At 73.3% G+C, this 18,285-nt stretch carries 15 protein-coding genes and 2 tRNA genes; 12 read left to right on the top strand and 5 right to left on the bottom strand.

Annotated elements, in window-relative coordinates; genetic code table 11:
• Positions 1-146 precede the first annotated feature (146 nt).
• Positions 147-219: transfer RNA gene (locus IRQ30_RS12900), tRNA-Arg, on the top strand.
• Between the two features lie 290 nt (positions 220-509).
• Here the strand turns inward: IRQ30_RS12900 and IRQ30_RS12895 are convergent.
• Positions 510-1,169 (bottom strand): TetR family transcriptional regulator, encoded by a 660-nt coding sequence (locus IRQ30_RS12895; RefSeq protein ID WP_193613239.1) that lies wholly within the window; start codon positions 1,167-1,169, stop codon positions 510-512.
• A 39-nt stretch (positions 1,170-1,208) separates the two neighbouring features.
• Here IRQ30_RS12895 and IRQ30_RS12890 point away from each other — a divergent pair, with 39 nt between their 5' ends.
• Together IRQ30_RS12890 and IRQ30_RS12885 are read left to right on the top strand one after the other, a co-directional pair.
• Entirely contained in the window at positions 1,209-2,519 is a 1,311-nt protein-coding gene (locus IRQ30_RS12890; protein WP_193613238.1) for a glycosyltransferase, read from the top strand.
• Positions 2,520-2,899: 380 nt separating this feature from the next.
• Complete coding sequence (locus IRQ30_RS12885) at positions 2,900-3,457, top strand: hypothetical protein (RefSeq protein ID WP_193613237.1); 558 nt, start codon at positions 2,900-2,902, stop codon at positions 3,455-3,457.
• 70 nt (positions 3,458-3,527) lie between these two features.
• On the opposite strand, the gene IRQ30_RS12880 is transcribed toward IRQ30_RS12885, so the two are convergent.
• Together IRQ30_RS12880 and IRQ30_RS12875 are read right to left on the bottom strand one after the other, a co-directional pair.
• A complete protein-coding gene (locus IRQ30_RS12880) occupies positions 3,528-4,202 on the bottom strand; it encodes a response regulator transcription factor (RefSeq protein ID WP_193613236.1) in 675 nt (224 codons plus the stop codon).
• A 2-nt stretch (positions 4,203-4,204) separates the two neighbouring features.
• Positions 4,205-5,428 carry a sensor histidine kinase gene (locus IRQ30_RS12875; RefSeq protein ID WP_193613235.1) on the bottom strand — a complete coding sequence of 408 codons (1,224 nt, stop codon included), beginning with the start codon at positions 5,426-5,428 and terminating at the stop codon, positions 4,205-4,207.
• A 212-nt stretch (positions 5,429-5,640) separates the two neighbouring features.
• Here IRQ30_RS12875 and IRQ30_RS12870 point away from each other — a divergent pair, with 212 nt between their 5' ends.
• Together IRQ30_RS12870 and IRQ30_RS12865 are read left to right on the top strand one after the other, a co-directional pair.
• Positions 5,641-6,582 (top strand): ABC transporter ATP-binding protein, encoded by a 942-nt coding sequence (locus IRQ30_RS12870; protein ID WP_193613234.1) that lies wholly within the window; start codon positions 5,641-5,643, stop codon positions 6,580-6,582.
• Positions 6,579-7,403, top strand: a complete 825-nt coding sequence (locus IRQ30_RS12865; RefSeq protein ID WP_193613233.1) for an ABC transporter permease — start codon at positions 6,579-6,581, stop codon at positions 7,401-7,403. The genes IRQ30_RS12870 and IRQ30_RS12865 overlap by 4 nt, the downstream gene beginning before the upstream one ends.
• 226 nt (positions 7,404-7,629) lie before the next feature.
• Here the strand turns inward: IRQ30_RS12865 and IRQ30_RS12860 are convergent, their stop codons facing one another.
• The gene (locus tag IRQ30_RS12860) at positions 7,630-12,729 is read right to left on the bottom strand and encodes a glycoside hydrolase family 3 N-terminal domain-containing protein (RefSeq protein ID WP_193613232.1); all 5,100 of its coding nucleotides are present in this window, start codon (positions 12,727-12,729) and stop codon (positions 7,630-7,632) included.
• A 134-nt stretch (positions 12,730-12,863) separates the two neighbouring features.
• Here IRQ30_RS12860 and IRQ30_RS12855 point away from each other — a divergent pair, with 134 nt between their 5' ends.
• The 5 genes from IRQ30_RS12855 to IRQ30_RS12835 all read left to right on the top strand — a co-directional run bounded on the left by IRQ30_RS12855 (position 12,864) and on the right by IRQ30_RS12835 (position 17,139).
• Positions 12,864-14,111, top strand: a complete 1,248-nt coding sequence (locus IRQ30_RS12855) for an ROK family protein (RefSeq protein WP_193613231.1) — start codon at positions 12,864-12,866, stop codon at positions 14,109-14,111.
• A 92-nt stretch (positions 14,112-14,203) separates the two neighbouring features.
• A complete protein-coding gene (locus IRQ30_RS12850) occupies positions 14,204-14,881 on the top strand; it encodes a hypothetical protein (protein ID WP_193613230.1) in 678 nt (225 codons plus the stop codon).
• 70 nt (positions 14,882-14,951) lie between these two features.
• On the top strand, positions 14,952-15,347 hold the full coding sequence (locus tag IRQ30_RS12845; protein WP_193613229.1) for a hypothetical protein: 396 nt from the start codon (positions 14,952-14,954) through the stop codon (positions 15,345-15,347).
• The gene (locus tag IRQ30_RS12840; protein ID WP_193613228.1) at positions 15,344-16,417 is read left to right on the top strand and encodes a hypothetical protein; all 1,074 of its coding nucleotides are present in this window, start codon (positions 15,344-15,346) and stop codon (positions 16,415-16,417) included. The genes IRQ30_RS12845 and IRQ30_RS12840 overlap by 4 nt, the downstream gene beginning before the upstream one ends.
• Positions 16,414-17,139 carry a hypothetical protein gene (locus IRQ30_RS12835; RefSeq protein ID WP_193613227.1) on the top strand — a complete coding sequence of 242 codons (726 nt, stop codon included), beginning with the start codon at positions 16,414-16,416 and terminating at the stop codon, positions 17,137-17,139. Before IRQ30_RS12840 ends, IRQ30_RS12835 begins: the two co-directional genes overlap by 4 nt.
• A gap of 13 nt (positions 17,140-17,152) precedes the next feature.
• Here IRQ30_RS12835 and IRQ30_RS12830 read toward each other — a convergent pair whose 3' ends face one another.
• A complete protein-coding gene (locus IRQ30_RS12830; protein ID WP_193613226.1) occupies positions 17,153-17,614 on the bottom strand; it encodes a hypothetical protein in 462 nt (153 codons plus the stop codon).
• 122 nt (positions 17,615-17,736) lie between these two features.
• Between IRQ30_RS12830 and IRQ30_RS12825 the strand changes: the two genes are divergently transcribed.
• Together IRQ30_RS12825 and IRQ30_RS12820 are read left to right on the top strand one after the other, a co-directional pair.
• The gene (locus IRQ30_RS12825) at positions 17,737-18,120 is read left to right on the top strand and encodes a hypothetical protein (protein WP_193613225.1); all 384 of its coding nucleotides are present in this window, start codon (positions 17,737-17,739) and stop codon (positions 18,118-18,120) included.
• Between the two features lie 61 nt (positions 18,121-18,181).
• A tRNA-Ser gene (locus IRQ30_RS12820) sits at positions 18,182-18,270 on the top strand.
• Positions 18,271-18,285: the final 15 nt, after the last annotated feature.

Here is an 18,285-nt window from a genome sequence, read left to right as displayed (position 1 = left end):
GCGGGCGCGTGGTCCCGCCTGGTGGATGCATCGCACTGTCCCACATGCCCTCGCCCCGTCTCCACCGTGGTGGGTCCCGGGCTGATTTCCAGATGCCGCGGGTGGTCGGCTATCCTCGTGCAGTCGTTCACCTCGGTGAGCGACCTGCGCCTGTAGCTCAACGGATAGAGCATCTGACTACGGATCAGAAGGTTTGGGGTTCGAATCCCTACAGGCGCACCGATCGGATTCATGGCATGACCTGCGCACACGCGCTGACAAGGGTCGCTCCCCACCGGGGTAGCGGCCCTTCTCCGTCTCGAGGACCGGCCCGACCACTCTCGCTGGGCCAGGTGTCGCCTCGAGTCCTCTCCGGGCGCGTACCCCCACCGGGGTTGCCCTCGGGACCCGCCCAGACCTGCAAGCTCGCCCTGGGCTGAGTGCCGGCGGGCGCACGGCCAGTCGGGGTCGTCCGCCTGCGGAAGGTGCGCCGCCTGACCGAGGGGGCCGACACCGCGGCGGCGTGCGGTCTAGCTGCCGAGCTGCTCGAGGAGCGACCGGCGCAACCAGGCGCGGTAGCCGTCCTCGTCGAGGCCGGCGTCAGCAGTGAGCCGCAAGTAGGTCTCCGCAGAGGCGAGCAGCCACAAGGTCGCGGCCAGCTCCTGGTCTTCGACGTCGTCGCGCAACCAACCCCGGCTGCGCCCGAACGCGATGCTGGCCTCGAACGCGCGCCTGGCGGAGGCCATCTCGACCTGCCAGGCCCCGGCGACGGCCGGGTCCTCGGACGCCGCAGCGCGCCAACTGACCCAGAAGCGGGCCGCGCGCCGGTTGGACACGGCGTAGAAGTCCACCAGGACCTCGACGGCGGCGGGAAAGGACCCCGCAGCCGCGACCCGGCCCATCACGTCGGTGTCACCGAGGGAGGCGATGTCGGAGTCGTCGAAGACTGCCACCTCGCGCGCCCCGTCGAGGAGCGAGCTCTTCGGGCCCATCTTGTGGATGGTCTCGGACGAGACGCCTGCTGCGGCGGCGATGTCCGCGATGGTGGTGCCGGCGTAGCCGCGCTCGCTGAACAGCTCGAACGCCGCACGGTAGATCGTGGCGCGGGTGCGTGCGGCTCGCTCGCGTCGCCCGGTGGCGTCGTAACGGCGACGCGGCCGACGCTCCGGCTCGGAGTTGCTGGCGGCCATGATTAGATACTACCGTTCTGTATCGATAGGGGGGACGCGATGTCGAGTGCCGTCATCTGCAGCATGCCCGCCGAGGGCCACGTCCGGCCACTCCTGGTCGTGGCACGGGCGCTGCGGGAGCGGGGCTGGCGCGTGCGCTTCCTCACCGGGCAGCGCTACGAGCCGCTCGTGACGGCGGCCGGCGTCGAGTTCGCTGCGCTGCCGGCCGAGGCGGACACGCTCGACGCCATCGGCGCCGAGACCGACCGGGACCGCGGCCTGGCCTCCATCAACCGCGGCATCGAGCGCGCCTTCCTCGCGCCCGCACCGGCCGCCGGACGCGCCCTTCTGGACCTGTTGGGCCAGGCGGCGGCCGACCTGGTGATCCACGAGCCGACGTTCGTGGGGGTCCAGGTGCTCTACGCGATGCCCGAGCGCGAGCGGCCGCTCACGGTGCTGTGCGGCCTCGGCCCGCTCGGCCTGTCAAGCCGCGAGACGCCGCCGTACGGCCTCGGGCTGCAACCGCTCGCCCGCCCCCGGCTCAACCGGCTCCGCAACCGTCTGGTCGGGGCGTTCGCGACCAAGGTCGTCCTGCGACCGGTGCACCGCGCGGCCGACCGGATGTTGGCCCACATGGGGGCGCCCCGCCTGGAGGGGGGCTTCTTCATGGACCTGCTGAGCCGCGCCGACCTGCTGGCGCAGTTCACCGTGCCCGGCTTCGAGTTCCCCCGCCCCGACGCGCCCACCAAGCTGCGCTTCTACGGACCGATGACGCGCTCCATGCGCGGTGGCGTCGAGGCGCCGGCGTGGTTCGCCGAGCTCGACGGTCGACGGCCGGTCGTGCACGTCACCCAGGGCACCGTCGCCAACGTCGACCTCGACGAGCTCGTGGGCCCCACGATCCGGGCCCTGGCGGACCAGGACGTGACCGTGGTCGTCACCACGGGGGGACGCCCGCTGACGGACCTCGACGCCCTCGGGCCCCTGCCGGCCAACGTGCGCGCGGCGGAGTTCCTGCCCTACGACGAGCTGCTGCCGCGCACCGACGTCCTGGTGACCAACGGCGGCTACGGCGGGCTGCACCACGCCATGGAGCACGGAGTACCGATCGTGGTCGCCGGCGACTCCGAGGACAAGGTCGAGACCTCCACGCGGGTCGCCTGGTCGGGGGTGGGGATCAGCCTCCGCACGGGCAGGCCGACGGCCGACGCCGTGCGGTCAGCGGTGCGCACCATCCTCGATGACCCGGCCTACGCCGCATCCAGCCGCCGGCTCGGCGACGCCATCGCCGACTCGCGCGGGCCCGACGGCCTGCTCGACGACATCGACGAGCTGCTCACAGCGCGCCGCCCCAGCCCGTCCCAGGATTGACGACGCCCGGGCGACGCCGGTGCGACATCGCACTCGACACCCCGTTGACCTGCTACTTCAGGGGGAAGCACGGTGTCGGCCGTAGGTGTGTCGGGTCGTCGCCAGTCACCCTGAAGACCCTCCGACCCTGGCTACGGATCAGAAGGTGTGGGGTTCGAATCCCTGCAGGCGCACATCGGATTCACCGCATGACCTGCGCTACGGGGCCGGATTCGGCTGCTCACTCATCCGACCGAGGCTGGCGTCGTGGAGCAGACAGGGAGTCCCAGGAGAAGCGCCCCCTGCACCAGCTGTACGCGGCTCTGCGCGAACGGACGAACGCCGAGGAGCTCGCCACGCGCCTCGTGGCGAGGGTCACGCCCGGTGCCATGATCGCGGGCATGATCGATCTGTTCGCGGATGGTGACCTCGTGGCGACCCGCACCCACACGCAGTACGAGATCTCGGCCGGCGGGCGCCGCGTGGCCAGCACCCGCAACCGCCCGGTCGCGGCGTCCCACTGGCGGAGCTACATCCTGCGCCTGCTCGGGTCCCGCAACGCCACACGGCGCATCGAGATCGACGTCCTGGACGCCTCCGACGTCCCGCGGTGGCAGATCGTGCTCGAGCCCGGCGACCCCAACACCTTCGCCGCCGAGGTCACCCTTGTCGACGGCACCCCGGTCGGCCGGGCGAGTGCCGACGGCGGTCTCATCAACCCGTTCCCGAAGATCGAGCTCACCGATCCCACCGGGGCGCGACTGGGTCACGCGACCAGCATGGGGGCGCCGCAGGTGTTCGACGCCGATGACCGTCTGATTGCCGAGTTCACCTGGCAGGGCGCCGAGCGACCCTTCGACAAGGCGAAGTGGCGGCTGGCCTTCGTCGATCCCGACGTCCCCACCGAGCTGCGTGCCTTGGTCGTGGCCGCGATCATCGCCTGGGAGCTGCCCCGGTGACACCGGCTCCGGTGCGTTCCATGACCGCGGAGAAACCGAGGGGGGGGTACGCCGCCCGACATGCGCGCCGCTAGCTCGGCCCCGGGCGGATGAGGCCGCTCTGGTAGGCAGCGACGACCAGCTGCGCCCGATCGCGCGCGCCCACCTTCATCATCGCTCGGTTCACATGGGTCTTGGCCGTCAAGGGGGACACGAAGAGACGCTCGGCGATGTCGTCGTTGGTCAACCCGTGGGCCACCAGGGCGACGACCTCGCGCTCCCGGTCGGTCAGCTCGGGCAACCGTGCTGAGTCCAGGACCCCAGCCGCCTCGGCCACGCCCACCCTGGCGTAACGGCTGAGAAGAGCCCTGGTCGCCTTGGGCGACAGGAGGGCGTCGCCCGCGGCCAACGTCCTGATCGCCTGCACCAGCTCGTCGGGGTCGACACTCTTGCCGAGGAACCCGCTGGCGCCGGCCTCCACCGCTTCCAGGACGTACTCGTCGAGCTCGAAGGTGGTCAGGATGAGGACGCGGACCCCAGCCATGTCCTCGTCGGCGCAGATGAGGCGCGTCGCCCCGATCCCATCCATCTCCGGCATGCGGATGTCCATGACGACCACGTCGGCGCGGGTGTCGCGGACCCGGCCGACAGCCTCATGCCCGGTGGCGGCCTCGCCCACGACACACATGTCCGGAGCGGAGTCGATCAGCGCCTTGAAGCCGCCACGGATGAGGCCCTGGTCGTCCGCGATGACGACACGGATCATGCTCACCGCTCCGCTCCCGCTCGGTCAGGCAGTCGGACCGACACCCGGAAGTGCCCGTCCGGGTCGTGCCGTGTCGCCATCTCCCCGCCGACTGCAGCGACCCGCTCTCGCATCCCGATGAGGCCGAAGCCGGCGCTCTCGGAGGAGGCGTCTCGCACACCCACCGCCTCATCGGTCGCGGGGCGGAGTGCGGACGTCTCGTGCTCGGCGGTGGGATTGGTGACGTCCAGCCCGACCTCGGTCGGCGCGTAGCGGATGGTCATGGTGGCCTGCCCGGTTCCGTGCTTGTGGGCGTTCGTGAGGGCTTCCTGGAGGACCCGGTACGCCACGAGATCCGCTCCTCCTGCGATAGCGCGAGGACTCCCTGACACCGACTGCCTGATGCTCAGGCCGGCGGACTGGAAGGAGGCGACCAGGTGGTGCACCTCGTCCAGACCGGGTGCAGGCGAGTGTGGGTTCACTGCTTCGTCCGGCTGACGCAGGACGTTCAGGACGTCGCTCAGCTCATCCAGGATCGCTCGCCCCGCGTCGCGCACGTGCTGGATCGCCGTGAGTGCCCCCGGCGGGTCGGTGCGCACGAGATGGCTGGCCACCGACGCCTGGACGTTCACGATCGCGACGCGATGCGCGACCACGTCGTGGAGCTCGCGCGCGATCCGTAGCCGTTCCTCCGCGACGCGCCGAGCAGCCTCCTGCTCGCGAGAGCGTTCAGCCCGCTCGGCTCGCTCCTCGACGGCGACGACGTAGGCGCGACGAGACCGGACGGCCGCTCCCACGGCTGCGGCGACGGCGAACGACGACGCGTGCTGGAAGGCTTGTGCGTCCGGCGGCCATGGACCCGCCGCCACGGCGATGCCCGCCGCGATCATCGCCAGCGACGCCGCGAGGGCCAACAACGTGCTGCGCCGGCCGTGCAGGACGGCGAACGTGTACAGAGCCACGAACGTCGTCAGGGGGATCCACGACGACCCGCCCGCGAGAACGATGACGACCGCGGCACCCGACGCGGTGCCCGCCAGCACGGCGCCGGGCCGGCGGCGACGCCAGGCCAGGGCCGCGCAGGTGGCGATGGCCACCACGGCAGCCGCGCCGGACAAGGAAGACCCGTCCGGGCGGTCGGGGTCGGGGAGAAAGATGACGATCGGCATCAGTGCGACCGCCAGCAACGCATCGGAGGCCGCAGGGTGCCTCAACGGGAGTGCGCGCAGGTCGCGGAGCCGCGTCATGCCCGGAGCCTACGAACGAATTCGCCTGGGGGCGTCGTCCAGCCGCAGTACGGCCACGGGTACCGCCGCTGCGGTACGTGGACCGTCCATGCGCCCGGCACTGCTGCGCGTGCAGCAGGCCCAGGTGTCTGCGACTGCACGACGCGGCACAGCCCCCTCGCGGAGCAGGATTTCCTCAACGCCGGAGGCTCCGGTCACACGAGGAGAACACCATGATCGAACTACAGCACCTGACGAAGCAGTACGGCTCCAAGACCGTGGTCGAAGACCTCACCGTCACTGTGAAGCCCGGCGTCGTCACCGGCTTCCTGGGGCCCAACGGCGCGGGGAAGTCGACCACGATGCGGATGCTGGTCGGGCTGGAGGAGCCGACCAGCGGACGCGCCACCGTCAACGGTCGCTCCTACCGCGACCACCCCCTGCCCATCCGCGAGCTCGGAGTGCTGCTGGACGCAGGGGCCAGGCACCCCGGCCGTTCCGCCCGCAACCACCTCCTGGCCCAGGCCCACACGCACGGGCTTCCGGCGAGCCGCGTCGACGAGATGCTGGAGCTGGTCGGACTGGCCGACGTCAGCAAGGACCGGGTGGGCGGTTTCTCGCTCGGCATGGGCCAGCGCCTCGGGATCGCCGGCGCCCTGCTCGGGGACCCCCAGACCGTCGTGCTGGACGAGCCGGTCAACGGGCTCGACCCCGACGGCATCCGCTGGATCCGCGAGCTTCTGCGCAGCCTCGCCGCGGAGGGTCGCACGGTGTTCGTCTCCTCCCACCTGATGACCGAGATGGCCATGACCGCCGAGCATCTCGTCATCGTCGGTCGCGGCAAGCTCATCGCGGACCTGCCGGTGGCCGAGCTGATGAGCAGGTCCATCCGCAGCGTCCGCGTTCGCAGCCCCCAGGCGGCTCTGCTGCAGCCGCTCCTGACCGGCCACGGCGTCACCGTGACGACGGAGCCGGACGGATCCCTCGACGTCATCGGCCTCACGCCGGAGGAGATCGGGGCCCGAGCCAGCGAGGCCTCCATCCCCGTCCACGAGCTGAGCAGCAACCAGGCGTCTCTCGAGGAGGCATTCATGGAGCTCACCCGAGACGCCGTCGAGTACGCCGGCGAGACCACCACCACCGTTCATCCCGCAGACGAGAGGACAGCCCGATGAGTACCCAGGCAACCGCACCCGCAGGTCTTCCGGCAGCTCCGGACCGCATCACGCTGCACAACCTGATGCGCTCGGAGTGGACCAAGCTCCGGTCGGTGAGGAGCAACATGGTCACGCTCGCCGCTGCGGCAGGCGCGCTCCTCTTCATCGGTCTGATCTTCTCGGCCATGGTCGGCGGTGTGGTCGGGAACCCACCGGCGGACGCCGGGGACGACCCCGCCGGGGTAGCCCTGGCCGGGGTCCAGGTGGCGCAGCTCATCATCGGCGTGCTCGGCGTCCTCGCCATCACCAGCGAGTACAGCACCGGCACCATTCGGACCACGTTGACCGCGGTACCGTCCCGGCTGCCCGTGGTCTGGGCCAAGGTCGCGGTCGTGACCATCGCGACGTTCTCCGTGCTCGGGATCAGTGCCTTCGTCACGTTCTTCGCCGGTCAGGTCCTGATCGGCAGCGGCGACGTCGACACCGCGGCGTTGGGCGACCCCGGTGTGCTCCGAGCCGTCCTCGGCGCCGCCGCCTTCCTGACGGGCACAGCCCTGCTGGGGCTCGCTCTCGGCGGCCTCTTGCGGAGCACGGCAGGAGCGATCTCGACGCTCTTCGGGATCATCTTCGTCCTCCCCGGCCTGGGCTTCATCCTGCTCCCCGAGAGCCTGCGAGACGACCTCCTGCAGTATCTGCCCACCACGGCGGGGAGCTCCTTCACCTCGGTGGCACCGGACTCGTCCCAGCTCAGCCCGACGATGGGTGCAGCTGTCTTCGCGGCATGGATCCTGGTTCCCCTGCTGGGAGCAGCACTCGCCTTCGTGCGTCGACCTGCGTGACCGCGCCACCCCCTCCACCGCCGCCCGCCGCCTCTCAGAGGCGGCGGGCGGTCTGGCCGGGCACCGAGGTCGCGCCCGCCGTGTGCATCTCATGCTGCTCGCTCTCGTCGGCCACGGCGTCCGCCGCCTGGCGGCGCGCCGCGAGCGCGCCGCGTAGGAACGCCCCGCAACGGCGAACGGCGCCGCCCCCGACCGAGGGGACGACGCCGTTGCCGGAGGGGTCTCGTCAGCGGACGACGACCCTGACCACCTGCGCCGCGGCACCCGTCAGCACGCGAGCGGACTGACCGGTCGGGCTGTAGGACACCTGGAGGCGGTAGGTGCCGCGCGGTCGTCCCGGCAGCCGCACCGTGACGACGCCGTCGGCGCGGGCGGCGAGGTTCACCCGCAGCACGCGGCCGGCGTAGCGGACCACGACGCGCCCGGTGGGACGGTCGAGCGCCGCGCTCGACACCCGCACCCGGACCTTCGGTCGTGCGCCCGGACGCGGGGTCCGGTCGGAGACGCGGGCCGTGACGGCGGGCCGGGCCTTGCGGACCGTGCCGGTCGCCGTGGAGGTCGCGGTGCCGGGCAGGTAGCCCGCCGCGGTAGCCGTGACCCGCACCTGGAGCCGACGACCGACGTCCGCCGCACCCAGGCGGTACGACGACCCGGTCGCGCCGGGCACGACGGCACCGTCGCGCAGCCACCGGTAGGTGGTGGTCACACCGGGCACCGACCAGGCGCCGGCAGTGGCGCTCAGCCGCCCGCCCGCGACCGGGGTGCCGCGCACCACGGGGGCCGACGTCGACGTCACCGCCGTGGGCTCGCCGGAGGCGTCCACCCCCGCCACCTGGCCGAGCAGCGCGACGGCAGCGGCGGGGTCGCCGGACCACAGCAGGTGCTCGGCGTCGGCGATGCCGCGCTGAGCGGCACCGTCGGCGACGCCGGTGGTGCCCTCCACGACCGCGGTCTGCGCGAGGTCGCGGGCCAGGGACACCACGGTCGCGGCCTGGGGCAGCGTGCCGTCATCGGTCCCGGACAGCGCCTCCGCGAGGTCGGCCAGCTTCGGCCAGGCCGCGCCGGCGTCCGCCAGCGCACCCTCGTCGTCCCACACCGGGGCGTCGAGGAGCGCCTGCCCCGCGGTGGCCGCGGCGCCGTCGAGCTCCGCGACCAGGTCGCTGAGCCGCTGGCGCGGGGCGTCGGTCCGCAGACCCCACCCGTAGGCGAAGGCCGGGTCGTAGGCCGCGTCACCGACGTTGACCGGCACCTGGTCGGCCGAGGCCGGCCAGGTCAGCGGCAGCTGGCCGGTGAAGGGCACCTCGCCCAGCAGGACGTCGGCGACGCCGGCGCCCTCGCTGCCCGGCAGGAACGACGCGACGACCGCGTCGGCCTGCGCGAGCTCCGCGCCCAGCACCTGGGGGCGTCCGGAGACGACCACGACGGTGCAGGTCTCGATGGCGCCGCAGACGGTGGCGACGGCCGCACGGTCGGCGGCCGAGAGGGACAGCGACTTGTTGTTGTTGCCGACGTCGCCCTGACCTTCCGCGTACGGCGTCTCGCCCACGACCACGAGGCCCGCGTCGTAGCCCGCGGTCGGCTCGGTGGCCGTCCTCGAGTACGTCACGTCCAGCCCGGGGGCGCCCTCGCGGATGCCCTCGAGGATGGTGGTGCCGGTCGTCATGTCGTTGCCGGAGCCGCCCTGCCAGGAGATCGTCCAGCCACCCATCTGGTTGCCGAGGTCGTCGGCGTTGGAGCCAGCGACGTACAGCTTGCCGCTGGGGGCCATCGGGAGGGCACCCTCGTTGCGCAGCAGGACCTGCGACTGCGCGGCCGCCCGACGGGCGGTGGCGCGGTGCGCCTCGCCGCCGAACTGGTCGCGCTGCGAGGCGTCGGTGAAGGGCTGCTCGAACAGGCCTAGGTCCATCTTCTCGGTGAGGATCCGGGTGACGGCGTCGTCGACGCGCGCCGCGGGGATCCGCTCCTCGGTGACGCCGGTAGTGACCGCGGTGATGAAGGCACCGAAGTTGTACGGCGCCATCGCCATGTCGAGGCCCGAGCCGACCGAGCGCTCCACCTTGTTCGCGTAGGTGCCGCCCGGCAGCTTGTCGATGCCCTCCCAGTCGCTGATCAGGAAGCCGTCGAAGCCCATCTCCTCCTTGAGGACCCCGGTGTTGAGCGCGGTGTGCTCGTGCATCCGGATGTCGGGTCCGCCGTCGATCGAGACGCCGGAGTACGACGGCATGATCGTGCCGACGCCCGCCTCGACGGCCGGCTCGTACGACGTGACGTGCAGCCGACGGAACTCCTCCATCGAGGCGGCCTCCGTCAGCCCCTGGTCGATCGGGTAGCCGTTGCCGACCTTGGTCGGGTCGTACGACGTCCCGCCGTCACCGGCCCAGTGCTTGGCCGAGGCCAGCACCTCGTCGGCCGCGGTGATGTCGCTCGGGTCCTCGCCCTGGAGGCCGACGACGGCCGAGCGGGCGAAGGCACGCACGAGCGCGGGGTCCTCGCCCAGCGACTCGTAGGCACGTCCCCACCGCTCGTCACGGCTGACGCAGACGCAGGGCGCGAAGGCCCAGTTGACGCCGGTGGTGCGGGTCTCGGAGGCCGTGGCCCGCGAGATCTCCTCCACCAGCGCCGGGTCGCGGGTCGCGCCGAGCCCCACGTTGTGCGGGAAGATCGTCGCCTCCTTGACGTTGCTGTGCCCGTGGACCGCGTCCGCCCCGTAGACCAGCGGCACCTGCAGCCGCGTCGAGAGCGCCTGCCGCTGGAAGTCGTCGATCATGGCCGCCCAGGCCTCCGGCGTGTTGGCGGCGGGGGTCGAGCCGCCGCCGGACAGGATCGAGCCGAGACCCAGGTCGGCGACCTGGTCCGGGCTGGTCAGCCCCAGCCGCTCGGCCTGCGCCATCTGCCCCGCCTTCTCCTCGAGCGTCATGCGACCGAGGAGGTCGGCGACGCGCTGCTCGGTGGGCAGGGTGTCGTCGAGATAGGGCAGCCCGTGGGCGTTGATCACGACCCGGGTCCGGGTCTCCGGCAGGGAGACACCCGTGGCGGTCAGGTCGATCGGGACGTCGAGCGCCTCCGAGGCGCCGTCCCGGGCGAGGGTGTCCACCTCCACCACCTGGGTGGCTCCGGACTCCGAGCCGGCCGGGAACGTCGCCGTACCGGACGCGGCCTCGTAGTCGGTGCCTGCCACGGCGCTGCCCGCGCCCGTGGACCACGCCACCTCGACGGGCGACGCCAGGGGCTCCCCGGTCGTGGTGGTGAGACGCAGGGTCACCGCGGCGGTGTCGCCGGCGTCGACCAGCGTCACGTCCTGGGTCGCGGCCACGGCGACCGTCCCGGCGGTGGCCGGGGTGCCGTAGAGCTCCACGTCGTCGACCGCCCACCGCACGGGGGCGGTCGTGCCGGGCGCGAAGGTCACCGCGAAGCCCCACGCGCTGGTGAGGTCCAGGGTGCCGTTCTTGGTCTCCGGCGACCCGGGCTGGTAGCTGCTCGGTGTGAACGAGGTGAAGGGCAGCTCCACCAGCTTCCACCGGCTCTCCGCCGAGCCCCAGCGGTCCTTGAAGGTGGCGCGCCACAGCTCGGAGTGCTCGCCGTCGGGGCCGCCGTCCTTGATCTCGACGGCGATGTCGGCTCCGGCGGTCGGTGACGCGGGGTTGCTGGCCTGCGAGGCGTACCACCAGAAGCGGAGGCCGCGGAAGCTGCTCCAGTCCTGGGAGTCCGGCAGGTTCTTGCTGAACCCGCCGTAGCTGCCGGTGGGGATGTCGTAGGTGCCGGACAGGACGTCGTTGTCCACGACGTCGCCGCGCTCCTGCGGCTCCTGGCCCAGCGTGATGGCGGTGGCCTCCGAGCCCTTCCAGGTGAAGTAGCCGACGGGGTTCTCCGCCGAGCCGACCGCGACCGGGGTCTCGTAGTCGTCGACGAGCACCGCGCGCTCGAAGAGCGCGATGTCGTCGAAGCGCCAGGCGCCCTGGCCCAGGCCGGTGAGGGTCACCGCGAAGCCGGTCGAGGCGTTGGGGGTGAAGCGGACCTCGGAGGCGGGGTTGCCCTTGACCCGCAGGTCGGAGAACAGCACCGAGACGCGGCGCCAGCCGACGCTGTCGTCCATGACGTCGCGGTCGAACATCCGCCCGTCGCTCTTGAGCTCGAAGCTGAGCCGCTTGCCCGAGCCGGTGCCGAGGAACCAGAAGCGGAAGCCGTCCTGGTCGCTCCAGTCGGTGGCGGCGGTGTCGTGGGTGAAGCCGAACCAGTCGCCGGCGGTCGGCGTCGACCCGACGGTCGCGACGAGGACGTCGTTGTCGGCGAGCGCGCCGGGCACGGTGTCGTCGGCGACCGTGGTGAGGACCGGCTTGACCTCGTCGCGGCTGGCCCAGGTCGCGTAGCCGGCGGGCACGCCGTCCTCGAAGCCCTGCAGCACCCGCTGGGAGCCCGACTCCGGCAGCGCGCCGGTGGGCGTGATGGTCAGCGTGGTGGTCGTGCGGGCACCGGTCTCGACGCCGGCCGACGGCTCGCTGAGCGTCAGCTGGACCGTACGACGGGGCGCGAGCGCACCGCGGCTGGTCGTCGCGACCTCGACGGTCTCCTCGGTGTCGCCGGGCGCGAAGGTGACGACCTGGTCGACGGCGGTGTAGTTGGTGCCGGCGACTCCGGTCCCACCCTCGGTGCGGACGCGGACGCTCTCCTCGGTCTCGGAGGCGTTCGAGAGGCGCACGGGGACCGTGGCGGTGGCGCCGGCCGGCACGCTGGTCGGGGCGCCGAGGTTGACCAGCGGCTTGGCGAAGCTGCCGCGGATCGCGAACGTGTAGAGGGAGTAGCCGTAGTAGTGCAGCCGCGGCGAGTCCCACGTGGCCGCCGACCGCTTCTTCATCGCGATCCGCACGTAGCGCGCGGGGGTCGGGGCGTCGAGGGTCACGACGTCCTGCGCGCCGTCACCGGTCGTGGTCGAGAACGCCGTGGTCCAGCTGGCCGGCTCCTGCGGGTCGGCCGTCGCCACCTGCACGTCGTAGGCCGTGGCGTAGGAGGCCTCCCAGGACAGCTCGACCGAGGACACCGTGGCGACGCGCCCGAGGTCGGAGGTCAGGTCGGCGGTGAAGACCGCGTCGACGCCGTCGGGGCCGTTGCCGCTGGCCCAGCGCGTGGCGGGATCGCCGTCGATGGCCTTCTCGGCCGGGAACGCGCCGTCCTGGTCGTCCTGGGACGCCGAGGCGGTGATGGTGCCCAGCTGCGCGAGGTCCGGGTCGGCCGCGCTGGCGGGGGTCAGGGGGATCGTGGCGACCAGCGCCACGGTGGTGGCGAGGCTCAGCGTCGCCGCCGTCGCCCGAGCTCGAAGCTGAAGTCTCATGAGCAGTTGTTTTCCTTCGCTCAACCGGCAAAAAGGGACGGCACGTGACGGCCGTCACTGCGGCATTAGAGCATTGCCGGGAGAACCACCGCTACCTCTTCCCACGTAGAGGTTGTTCTGCCACATTTCATGCTGTGAACGGACAAAATGACGCCGATCCCGAGCCGGTCGGAGCGGCCTCCTCCCGCGGGCGGGGCGCCGGACGACGCCAGGTGCTCGCCGCGCTCAGCGAGCACGGTCCCGGGAGCCGCGTCGACCTCGGCCGGCGCACCGGCCTGTCGTCGTCGGCGATCTCCGCGCTGACCCAGGAGCTCCTCGCCGAGGGCCTCCTGGACGAGGAGCCCGACCCGGGCCACGAGCGGCGGCGTGGCCGTCCGGCGTACCTGCTGAGCCTGCGGGCGCCGGAGGGCATCGTCGTCGGCGTCGACATCGGCAACACCCACATCCGCGTCGCGGTGGCCGAGGTCCGCGGCCCGGTCCTGGCCGAGCGGTGCGTGCCGCTGGCGCGCGCGCAGGAGCCGGAGGACGCGCTGCGCCGCGCGGAGGCGCTGGTGCGCGAGACCGTGACCGAGGCCGGACACGGGCTCGAAGACGTGCGCATCGCCGTGGTAGGGGTGCCGGTGCCGCTGGACGAGCGCACCGGACGGGTCGCCGACAACAACATCTTCCCCCTGTGGGTGGGGCGGCGGCCCGGGGTCGAGCTCGGCGAGCTGCTGGACGACCTGCGGGGAGCCCGGCTCGTCGTCGAGAACGACGCCAACCTCGGCGCGCTCGGGGAGCAGCGCCACGGCGCCGGAGTGGTCGACGAGCCCGCCACGACGTCTGGGTCGCTCGTCTACCTCAAGCTGGCCACCGGCATCGGCGCCGGGCTGGTGCTCGACGGTCGGCTCTTCCGGGGAGAGGCGGGGACGGCCGGGGAGATAGGGCACGTGCAGGTCGACCCTGCCGGCGTCCTGTGCCGGTGCGGCTCGCGCGGCTGCCTCGAGACGGTCGTCTCCGTGCCGCGGCTGCTGAGCGCCCTCGCCCCCGTCACCCGCGACGACCTGGACGCGGACGAGCTCGGGCGACTGGTGCGCGAGGGTCACCCCGGCGCCGTGCGCGTGGTAGCCGACGCGGGTCGCACCGTCGGTCAGGTGCTGGCCAGCCTGGTCACCGTCCTGAACCCCGGACTGCTCCTGGTCGGCGGCCACCTCGCCTCGGTCAACGAGCTCCTCGCGGAGTACGTGGCCTCCGCGGTGCACCACTGGGCGCAGCCGGCCGCCGCCGCGCGTGTGGAGGTCAGGGCCTCGGCGCTCGGCGAGCGGTCGGAGGTCCTCGGCGCGCTCGCCCTGGCCAGCGACCTCGCCGTCGAGCACCAGCGGAACCTCCTCGTCCCACGCTGATCCCGACACCGGCGACGGCGCCCCGGATCGATTACAGTCACACTGTATTCGACGATGGCCTCGTCGACCCGCCCACCACCTGAGGACCTCCCATGCCGCGCTCGCCCTTCTCCTACGCCAACATCGCCTCCACGCTGGCCCTCGTCGTCACGGTGGGCGGCGGCGGCGTGGCGGTCGCGGCCGCGGTCGCCGACAACTCCGTGGGGACACGTCAGATCAAGGATCTCGGCGTCGGTCGGGTGGACCTCGCGCGCGGGGCGGTGGACGGACGCAAGGTCCGTGATCGCTCGCTGACCGGCGTGGACGTGAGGGACGGCACTCTCACCGGGGCCGACATCGACGAGCGATCCCTCGTCCTGCCCCCTGCGTCGTCGAACGCGGTCATCCGCGGCGGGGAGCCCAGCGGGTCCGCCGCCCTCGCCCCCTCGGGCACCGGGATGGACGTCGCGTCCCTCACCTTCGACGCGCCCGCCGACGGCGTCGCACTGGTCACCGTTCAGGCGGTCTTCAAGGCCGTCGACGCCGGTGCCGGGCACCTCAACGTCCAGGTGCGCGACGGCGACAGCGACCGGTTCTCGTGCAACTGGGACGCCGGCGACGCGGGTGACGGCTACGACCAGCACCAGAGCTGCTCCGGCGTGGTGCCGGTGGCGGCGGGCCGGCACACCTACACCCTGAGGATCACCGAGAACCAGCAGCCCGTGCGACGAGCGAGTCTGTACCACGGCGCGCAGGTCCTGGTGGTGTTCCAGCCCGGCGCCACGCAGTAGCCGCACGCCTGCATCCACAGGTCGTCGGGGACGGGGTTTCTCGCCTCGGAGCACCGGGCAGCCGTCCTGCATGGACCCAGGAGCACCGCGGACGAGACCCGGCGCGGCCGGTGCGCGCCAGCTGGAGCTCGAGGCGGGCACGGCCCGCGCCGTCGCGTCCCGCCACGAGGCGGCAGCGGCCGCGCTCGCCGAGGCCTCCGGCGGAGCACCGGCACTGGACGCGGGGCCGGCTGAGACCGAGCTGCTGACCATCCTCGCCCTGGTGCTCTCGACCTCCGGCGAGCTCTCCGTCATCAGCACCCTGGCCGCTCAGACCGTGCGGGCGGTCGAGGGTCACCTGCTGGGGGTCGACGCCGTGGTGGCCGAGGCCTACCTCCGCGTCGACCCCGACCGGTTCGACGGCCCGGCGCCGCTCGTCCCGCCGGGCACGCTCCACCGTGTCGTCCCTCCCGGGTGGAGCCCGTGAGCGGCGGCGGGTTCGACACGGCGGTCAACGGCTCACCGGCGAGCGTGCGCGCGGTGGCTGCCTGGTTGCGCGACGCCCTGGGGACGGCGGTCGAGCACGCGGCCAACGACACGACCGCCGCCCGCCACGAGGCGCTGGCGGGCTTCCGCGGCCGCGCCGGCGAGGCCTACCAGGGCTACACGACCACCGTCATCACGCACCTCGACGAGCACGCCTCGACGGTGACCCGGGCCGCGCGCTCCTTCGACGACTACGCCGACCGGCTCCAGCTGTGCCTCGACCGGATGGCCGCCTTCCGCGCGGCGGCTGCCCGGGTCGGCCTCACCGTCACCGGCACGGTCGTCCACGAGCCGACGACCGCGGCGCCGATGGCCGACACCGACGCCGCCGGGCTCCGGCGGCAGCTCTACGACCAGCTCCTCGCCGACGCCGAGAGGGAGGCCGCCTCGCTCGGCGAGTGGGTCGGGGCCCACCTCACCGCGAGCGTCGCCGACGTCGCCTCGCCGGAGGTCTCGCGGCTCCTCGACAGCCTCCGGGAGAACGCCGGCAGCCTCGGGCTGGCGGCCGCCCTGGAGGCCGCCCGGCAGCGCGGCGAGCGGCTCGCGGACCGCCTCCGCGACCGCTACCAGGACCGCCGGTCCGGCGACCCGCGACGCCGCTCCGGCGCGCGTGACCCCCAGGCGCGCGCCAGCGTCCGGCGGCTGCTCCAGGAGGCAGGGATGCTGCGCCGGGGCATCGCGGTCCTGGGCCCGGGCGCGCTGGTCTACGACGCCTACCAGGGGCTCGAGGAGGACAAGCCTGGTGGCGGGCTGCTCGCGGTGGCTACCGGCGCCGCCGGCACGGCGACCGTCGTCGCCCTCGCCCCGGTCGGGGCGCCGGCGGTCGGCGTGGTGGTCGTCGCGGTCGGGGTGGGCTACGCCGTCAGCGAGGCGACGCAGTCCGGGTGGGAGCAGCTTCCCGACAGCGCCACCGACCCCGTCGACGACGCGGTCGGCGACGCGTGGGACGACACCCGGCACACCACGGTCACCGGTGCCGGGGCGTGGCTGGACGCGACGGGGTTCCGGTGAGGCGGGTCCGGGGCGCAGGGGAGGATCCCGACCGCGCCCTGCGCTCCCCCACGCGCTACCTGGCGATCGCCGGCGCCCTGGTGATGGGAGCCACCGGGCTGCTGCTCGGACTCGCCGTCGCGTTCGCGCCCCTCGACCCGGGGGAGACGCGGAGCCCGACCGTCATCGCGACCGGCCTGGTCCTCACGACCCTCGCGGCGGCGTACGCCGTGACCCAGCGGGGCTCGGCTCGCCGTCCCCTGCCCCCGGCCCAGCCACGGCCGGGCGGCGTGGCGCTGCCCGTGCGGCGGGGCCACCGGGCCGCGGGCGGCGCCGCGTTCCTGGCGGTGGCGGCGTGGGGCGTCGTCCTGGCGGTCGGCGGCGGCTTCGCAGGTCCACGGCTGACCGGCGGCGTGCTCGTCCTGGGCGGCGCCGGCCTCGCCCTCGTGTGGCAGCGCTCCGACCCGCGGATCCTCCTCGACCCGACCGGGCTCACCCTGCCGGGCAGCCGCGCCCCCCTCGCCTGGGACGACGTGCACGACGTCGCGGCGCTGGGTGGCTGGCTGCCGGCCCTGGCTGTCGGCGCGTCGGGTCGGCGACTGGTCACCGCCCGGCTCGCCGGGCAGGCGTGGCCGCCCTCCACCCTGGTCGCGGTGCTCGACCACTACCGCTCGGAGGCCGGTCGTGCCGACCGGGGCGGGCTCGACCGCACCGCCTCGCTCGACCGCTTCCGCGGCACCTGAGCGACGTCGGGGCTCAGAGGGGGCGCAGGCCCTGGCCGCGGTTGAGGTAGCCGGCGAGGTCGCGGACGAACTGCTCGCGGTCGGTCTCGAGCGCGGGCACGGGGATGGTCGTGGACCGTCCGTCGCGCAGCCGGATCACCGCGCACGGCACGCCGCTGGGTGAGGCCGTGCCGGCGTCCTCGACCTCCTTCCAGGTCGCCTGCTTCACGCCGGCGCCCCGGATCATGCGGACGGTGTAGCCCGAGGCGTCGAACCGCACGACGGGGACCGAGCGCAGCCACGAGCCCAGGACCACCAGGCCCACGAGCCCGACCACGAGCAGCACCACGAGGGCGTCCGGGGTCACGAAGCCGGTGGCGGCGACCACCGCCGTGGCCGCGAACACGATCACGGCGAGCAGGACCAGGTAGGTCCCGACGAAACGGGCCGCGAAGGCGCGCGAGAGCCGATAGTCGGACGTCTCGGAGGCGGTCATGGGGAGAATTCAACACAACGCCGGCCGGGACCGCGCAATCCGATGCCGCCGCGCTCTTGCCGGGACCTCGCGGGAGGGTCATGCTCGGAGGTCCACCGCGCGTCGGACCCCGGGAGGCAGTCGTGGGCGCCGTCACCCCTGGCCTGGCCGGCGCGATGCGCGCCCTCGACGCGGCGCTGGACGCACCCCGCCGCGAGGGGCCGGCGCTGGGCAACTGGCGCTGGGTCGTGCGCCGGCGGATGGCGGTCGTGCGCGACGCCCTGGTCGGCGAGACCAGCTCGCCGGACGACGGCTGGCTCGCCGCGCGCGGCGGGTCGGCGTTCCGGGAGCGCAACACGCTGCTCGCCCGCCTCGGCTCGCTGGGTCCGCGGGTGCTCGAGAGCGCGGACCCGGAGGCGGTGCGGCTCGAGGCCAAGCGGCTGCTCGTCGACATCGGCCGGCACGTCCAGCGCCTCCACGACCTGGCCTACGACGACGTCGAGATCGAGCTGGGCGGCTCGGAGTAGGCGCAGGCCCCACCCGCCCCCGCGCGGCCTAGACTGGCCCGCCGTACGCCTCGGCGTGCACGGAGGGGTGCCGGAGTGGCCGATCGGAACCGCCTTGAAAGCGGTCGCTGGCAGAGATGTCAGCCGCGGGTTCGAATCCCGCCCCCTCTGCCGAAGCTGGGCGGC

The sequence above is a fragment of the Nocardioides lijunqiniae genome (genome assembly GCF_015024225.1).
Classification (GTDB): domain Bacteria; phylum Actinomycetota; class Actinomycetes; order Propionibacteriales; family Nocardioidaceae; genus Nocardioides; species Nocardioides lijunqiniae.
The sequence above is the reverse complement of the archived record's forward strand: the minus strand, read 5'-3'. Positions and strand labels throughout refer to the sequence as shown.

Excerpts from the sequence above, each read along its gene's own strand:
- IRQ30_RS12845 (WP_193613229.1), top strand. The coding sequence starts at position 14,952 with ATGGACCCAGGAGCACCGCGGACGAGACCCGGCGCGGCCGGTGCGCGC.
- IRQ30_RS12890 (WP_193613238.1), top strand. The coding sequence starts at position 1,209 with ATGTCGAGTGCCGTCATCTGCAGCATGCCCGCCGAGGGCCACGTCCGG.
- IRQ30_RS12870 (WP_193613234.1), top strand. The coding sequence starts at position 5,641 with ATGATCGAACTACAGCACCTGACGAAGCAGTACGGCTCCAAGACCGTG.
- IRQ30_RS12850 (WP_193613230.1), top strand. The coding sequence starts at position 14,204 with ATGCCGCGCTCGCCCTTCTCCTACGCCAACATCGCCTCCACGCTGGCC.
- IRQ30_RS12830 (WP_193613226.1), bottom strand. The coding sequence starts at position 17,614 with ATGACCGCCTCCGAGACGTCCGACTATCGGCTCTCGCGCGCCTTCGCG.
- IRQ30_RS12865 (WP_193613233.1), top strand. The coding sequence starts at position 6,579 with ATGAGTACCCAGGCAACCGCACCCGCAGGTCTTCCGGCAGCTCCGGAC.
- IRQ30_RS12875 (WP_193613235.1), bottom strand. The coding sequence starts at position 5,428 with ATGACGCGGCTCCGCGACCTGCGCGCACTCCCGTTGAGGCACCCTGCG.
- IRQ30_RS12885 (WP_193613237.1), top strand. The coding sequence starts at position 2,900 with ATGATCGATCTGTTCGCGGATGGTGACCTCGTGGCGACCCGCACCCAC.
- IRQ30_RS12860 (WP_193613232.1), bottom strand. The coding sequence starts at position 12,729 with ATGAGACTTCAGCTTCGAGCTCGGGCGACGGCGGCGACGCTGAGCCTC.
- IRQ30_RS12895 (WP_193613239.1), bottom strand. The coding sequence starts at position 1,169 with ATGGCCGCCAGCAACTCCGAGCCGGAGCGTCGGCCGCGTCGCCGTTAC.
- IRQ30_RS12880 (WP_193613236.1), bottom strand. The coding sequence starts at position 4,202 with ATGATCCGTGTCGTCATCGCGGACGACCAGGGCCTCATCCGTGGCGGC.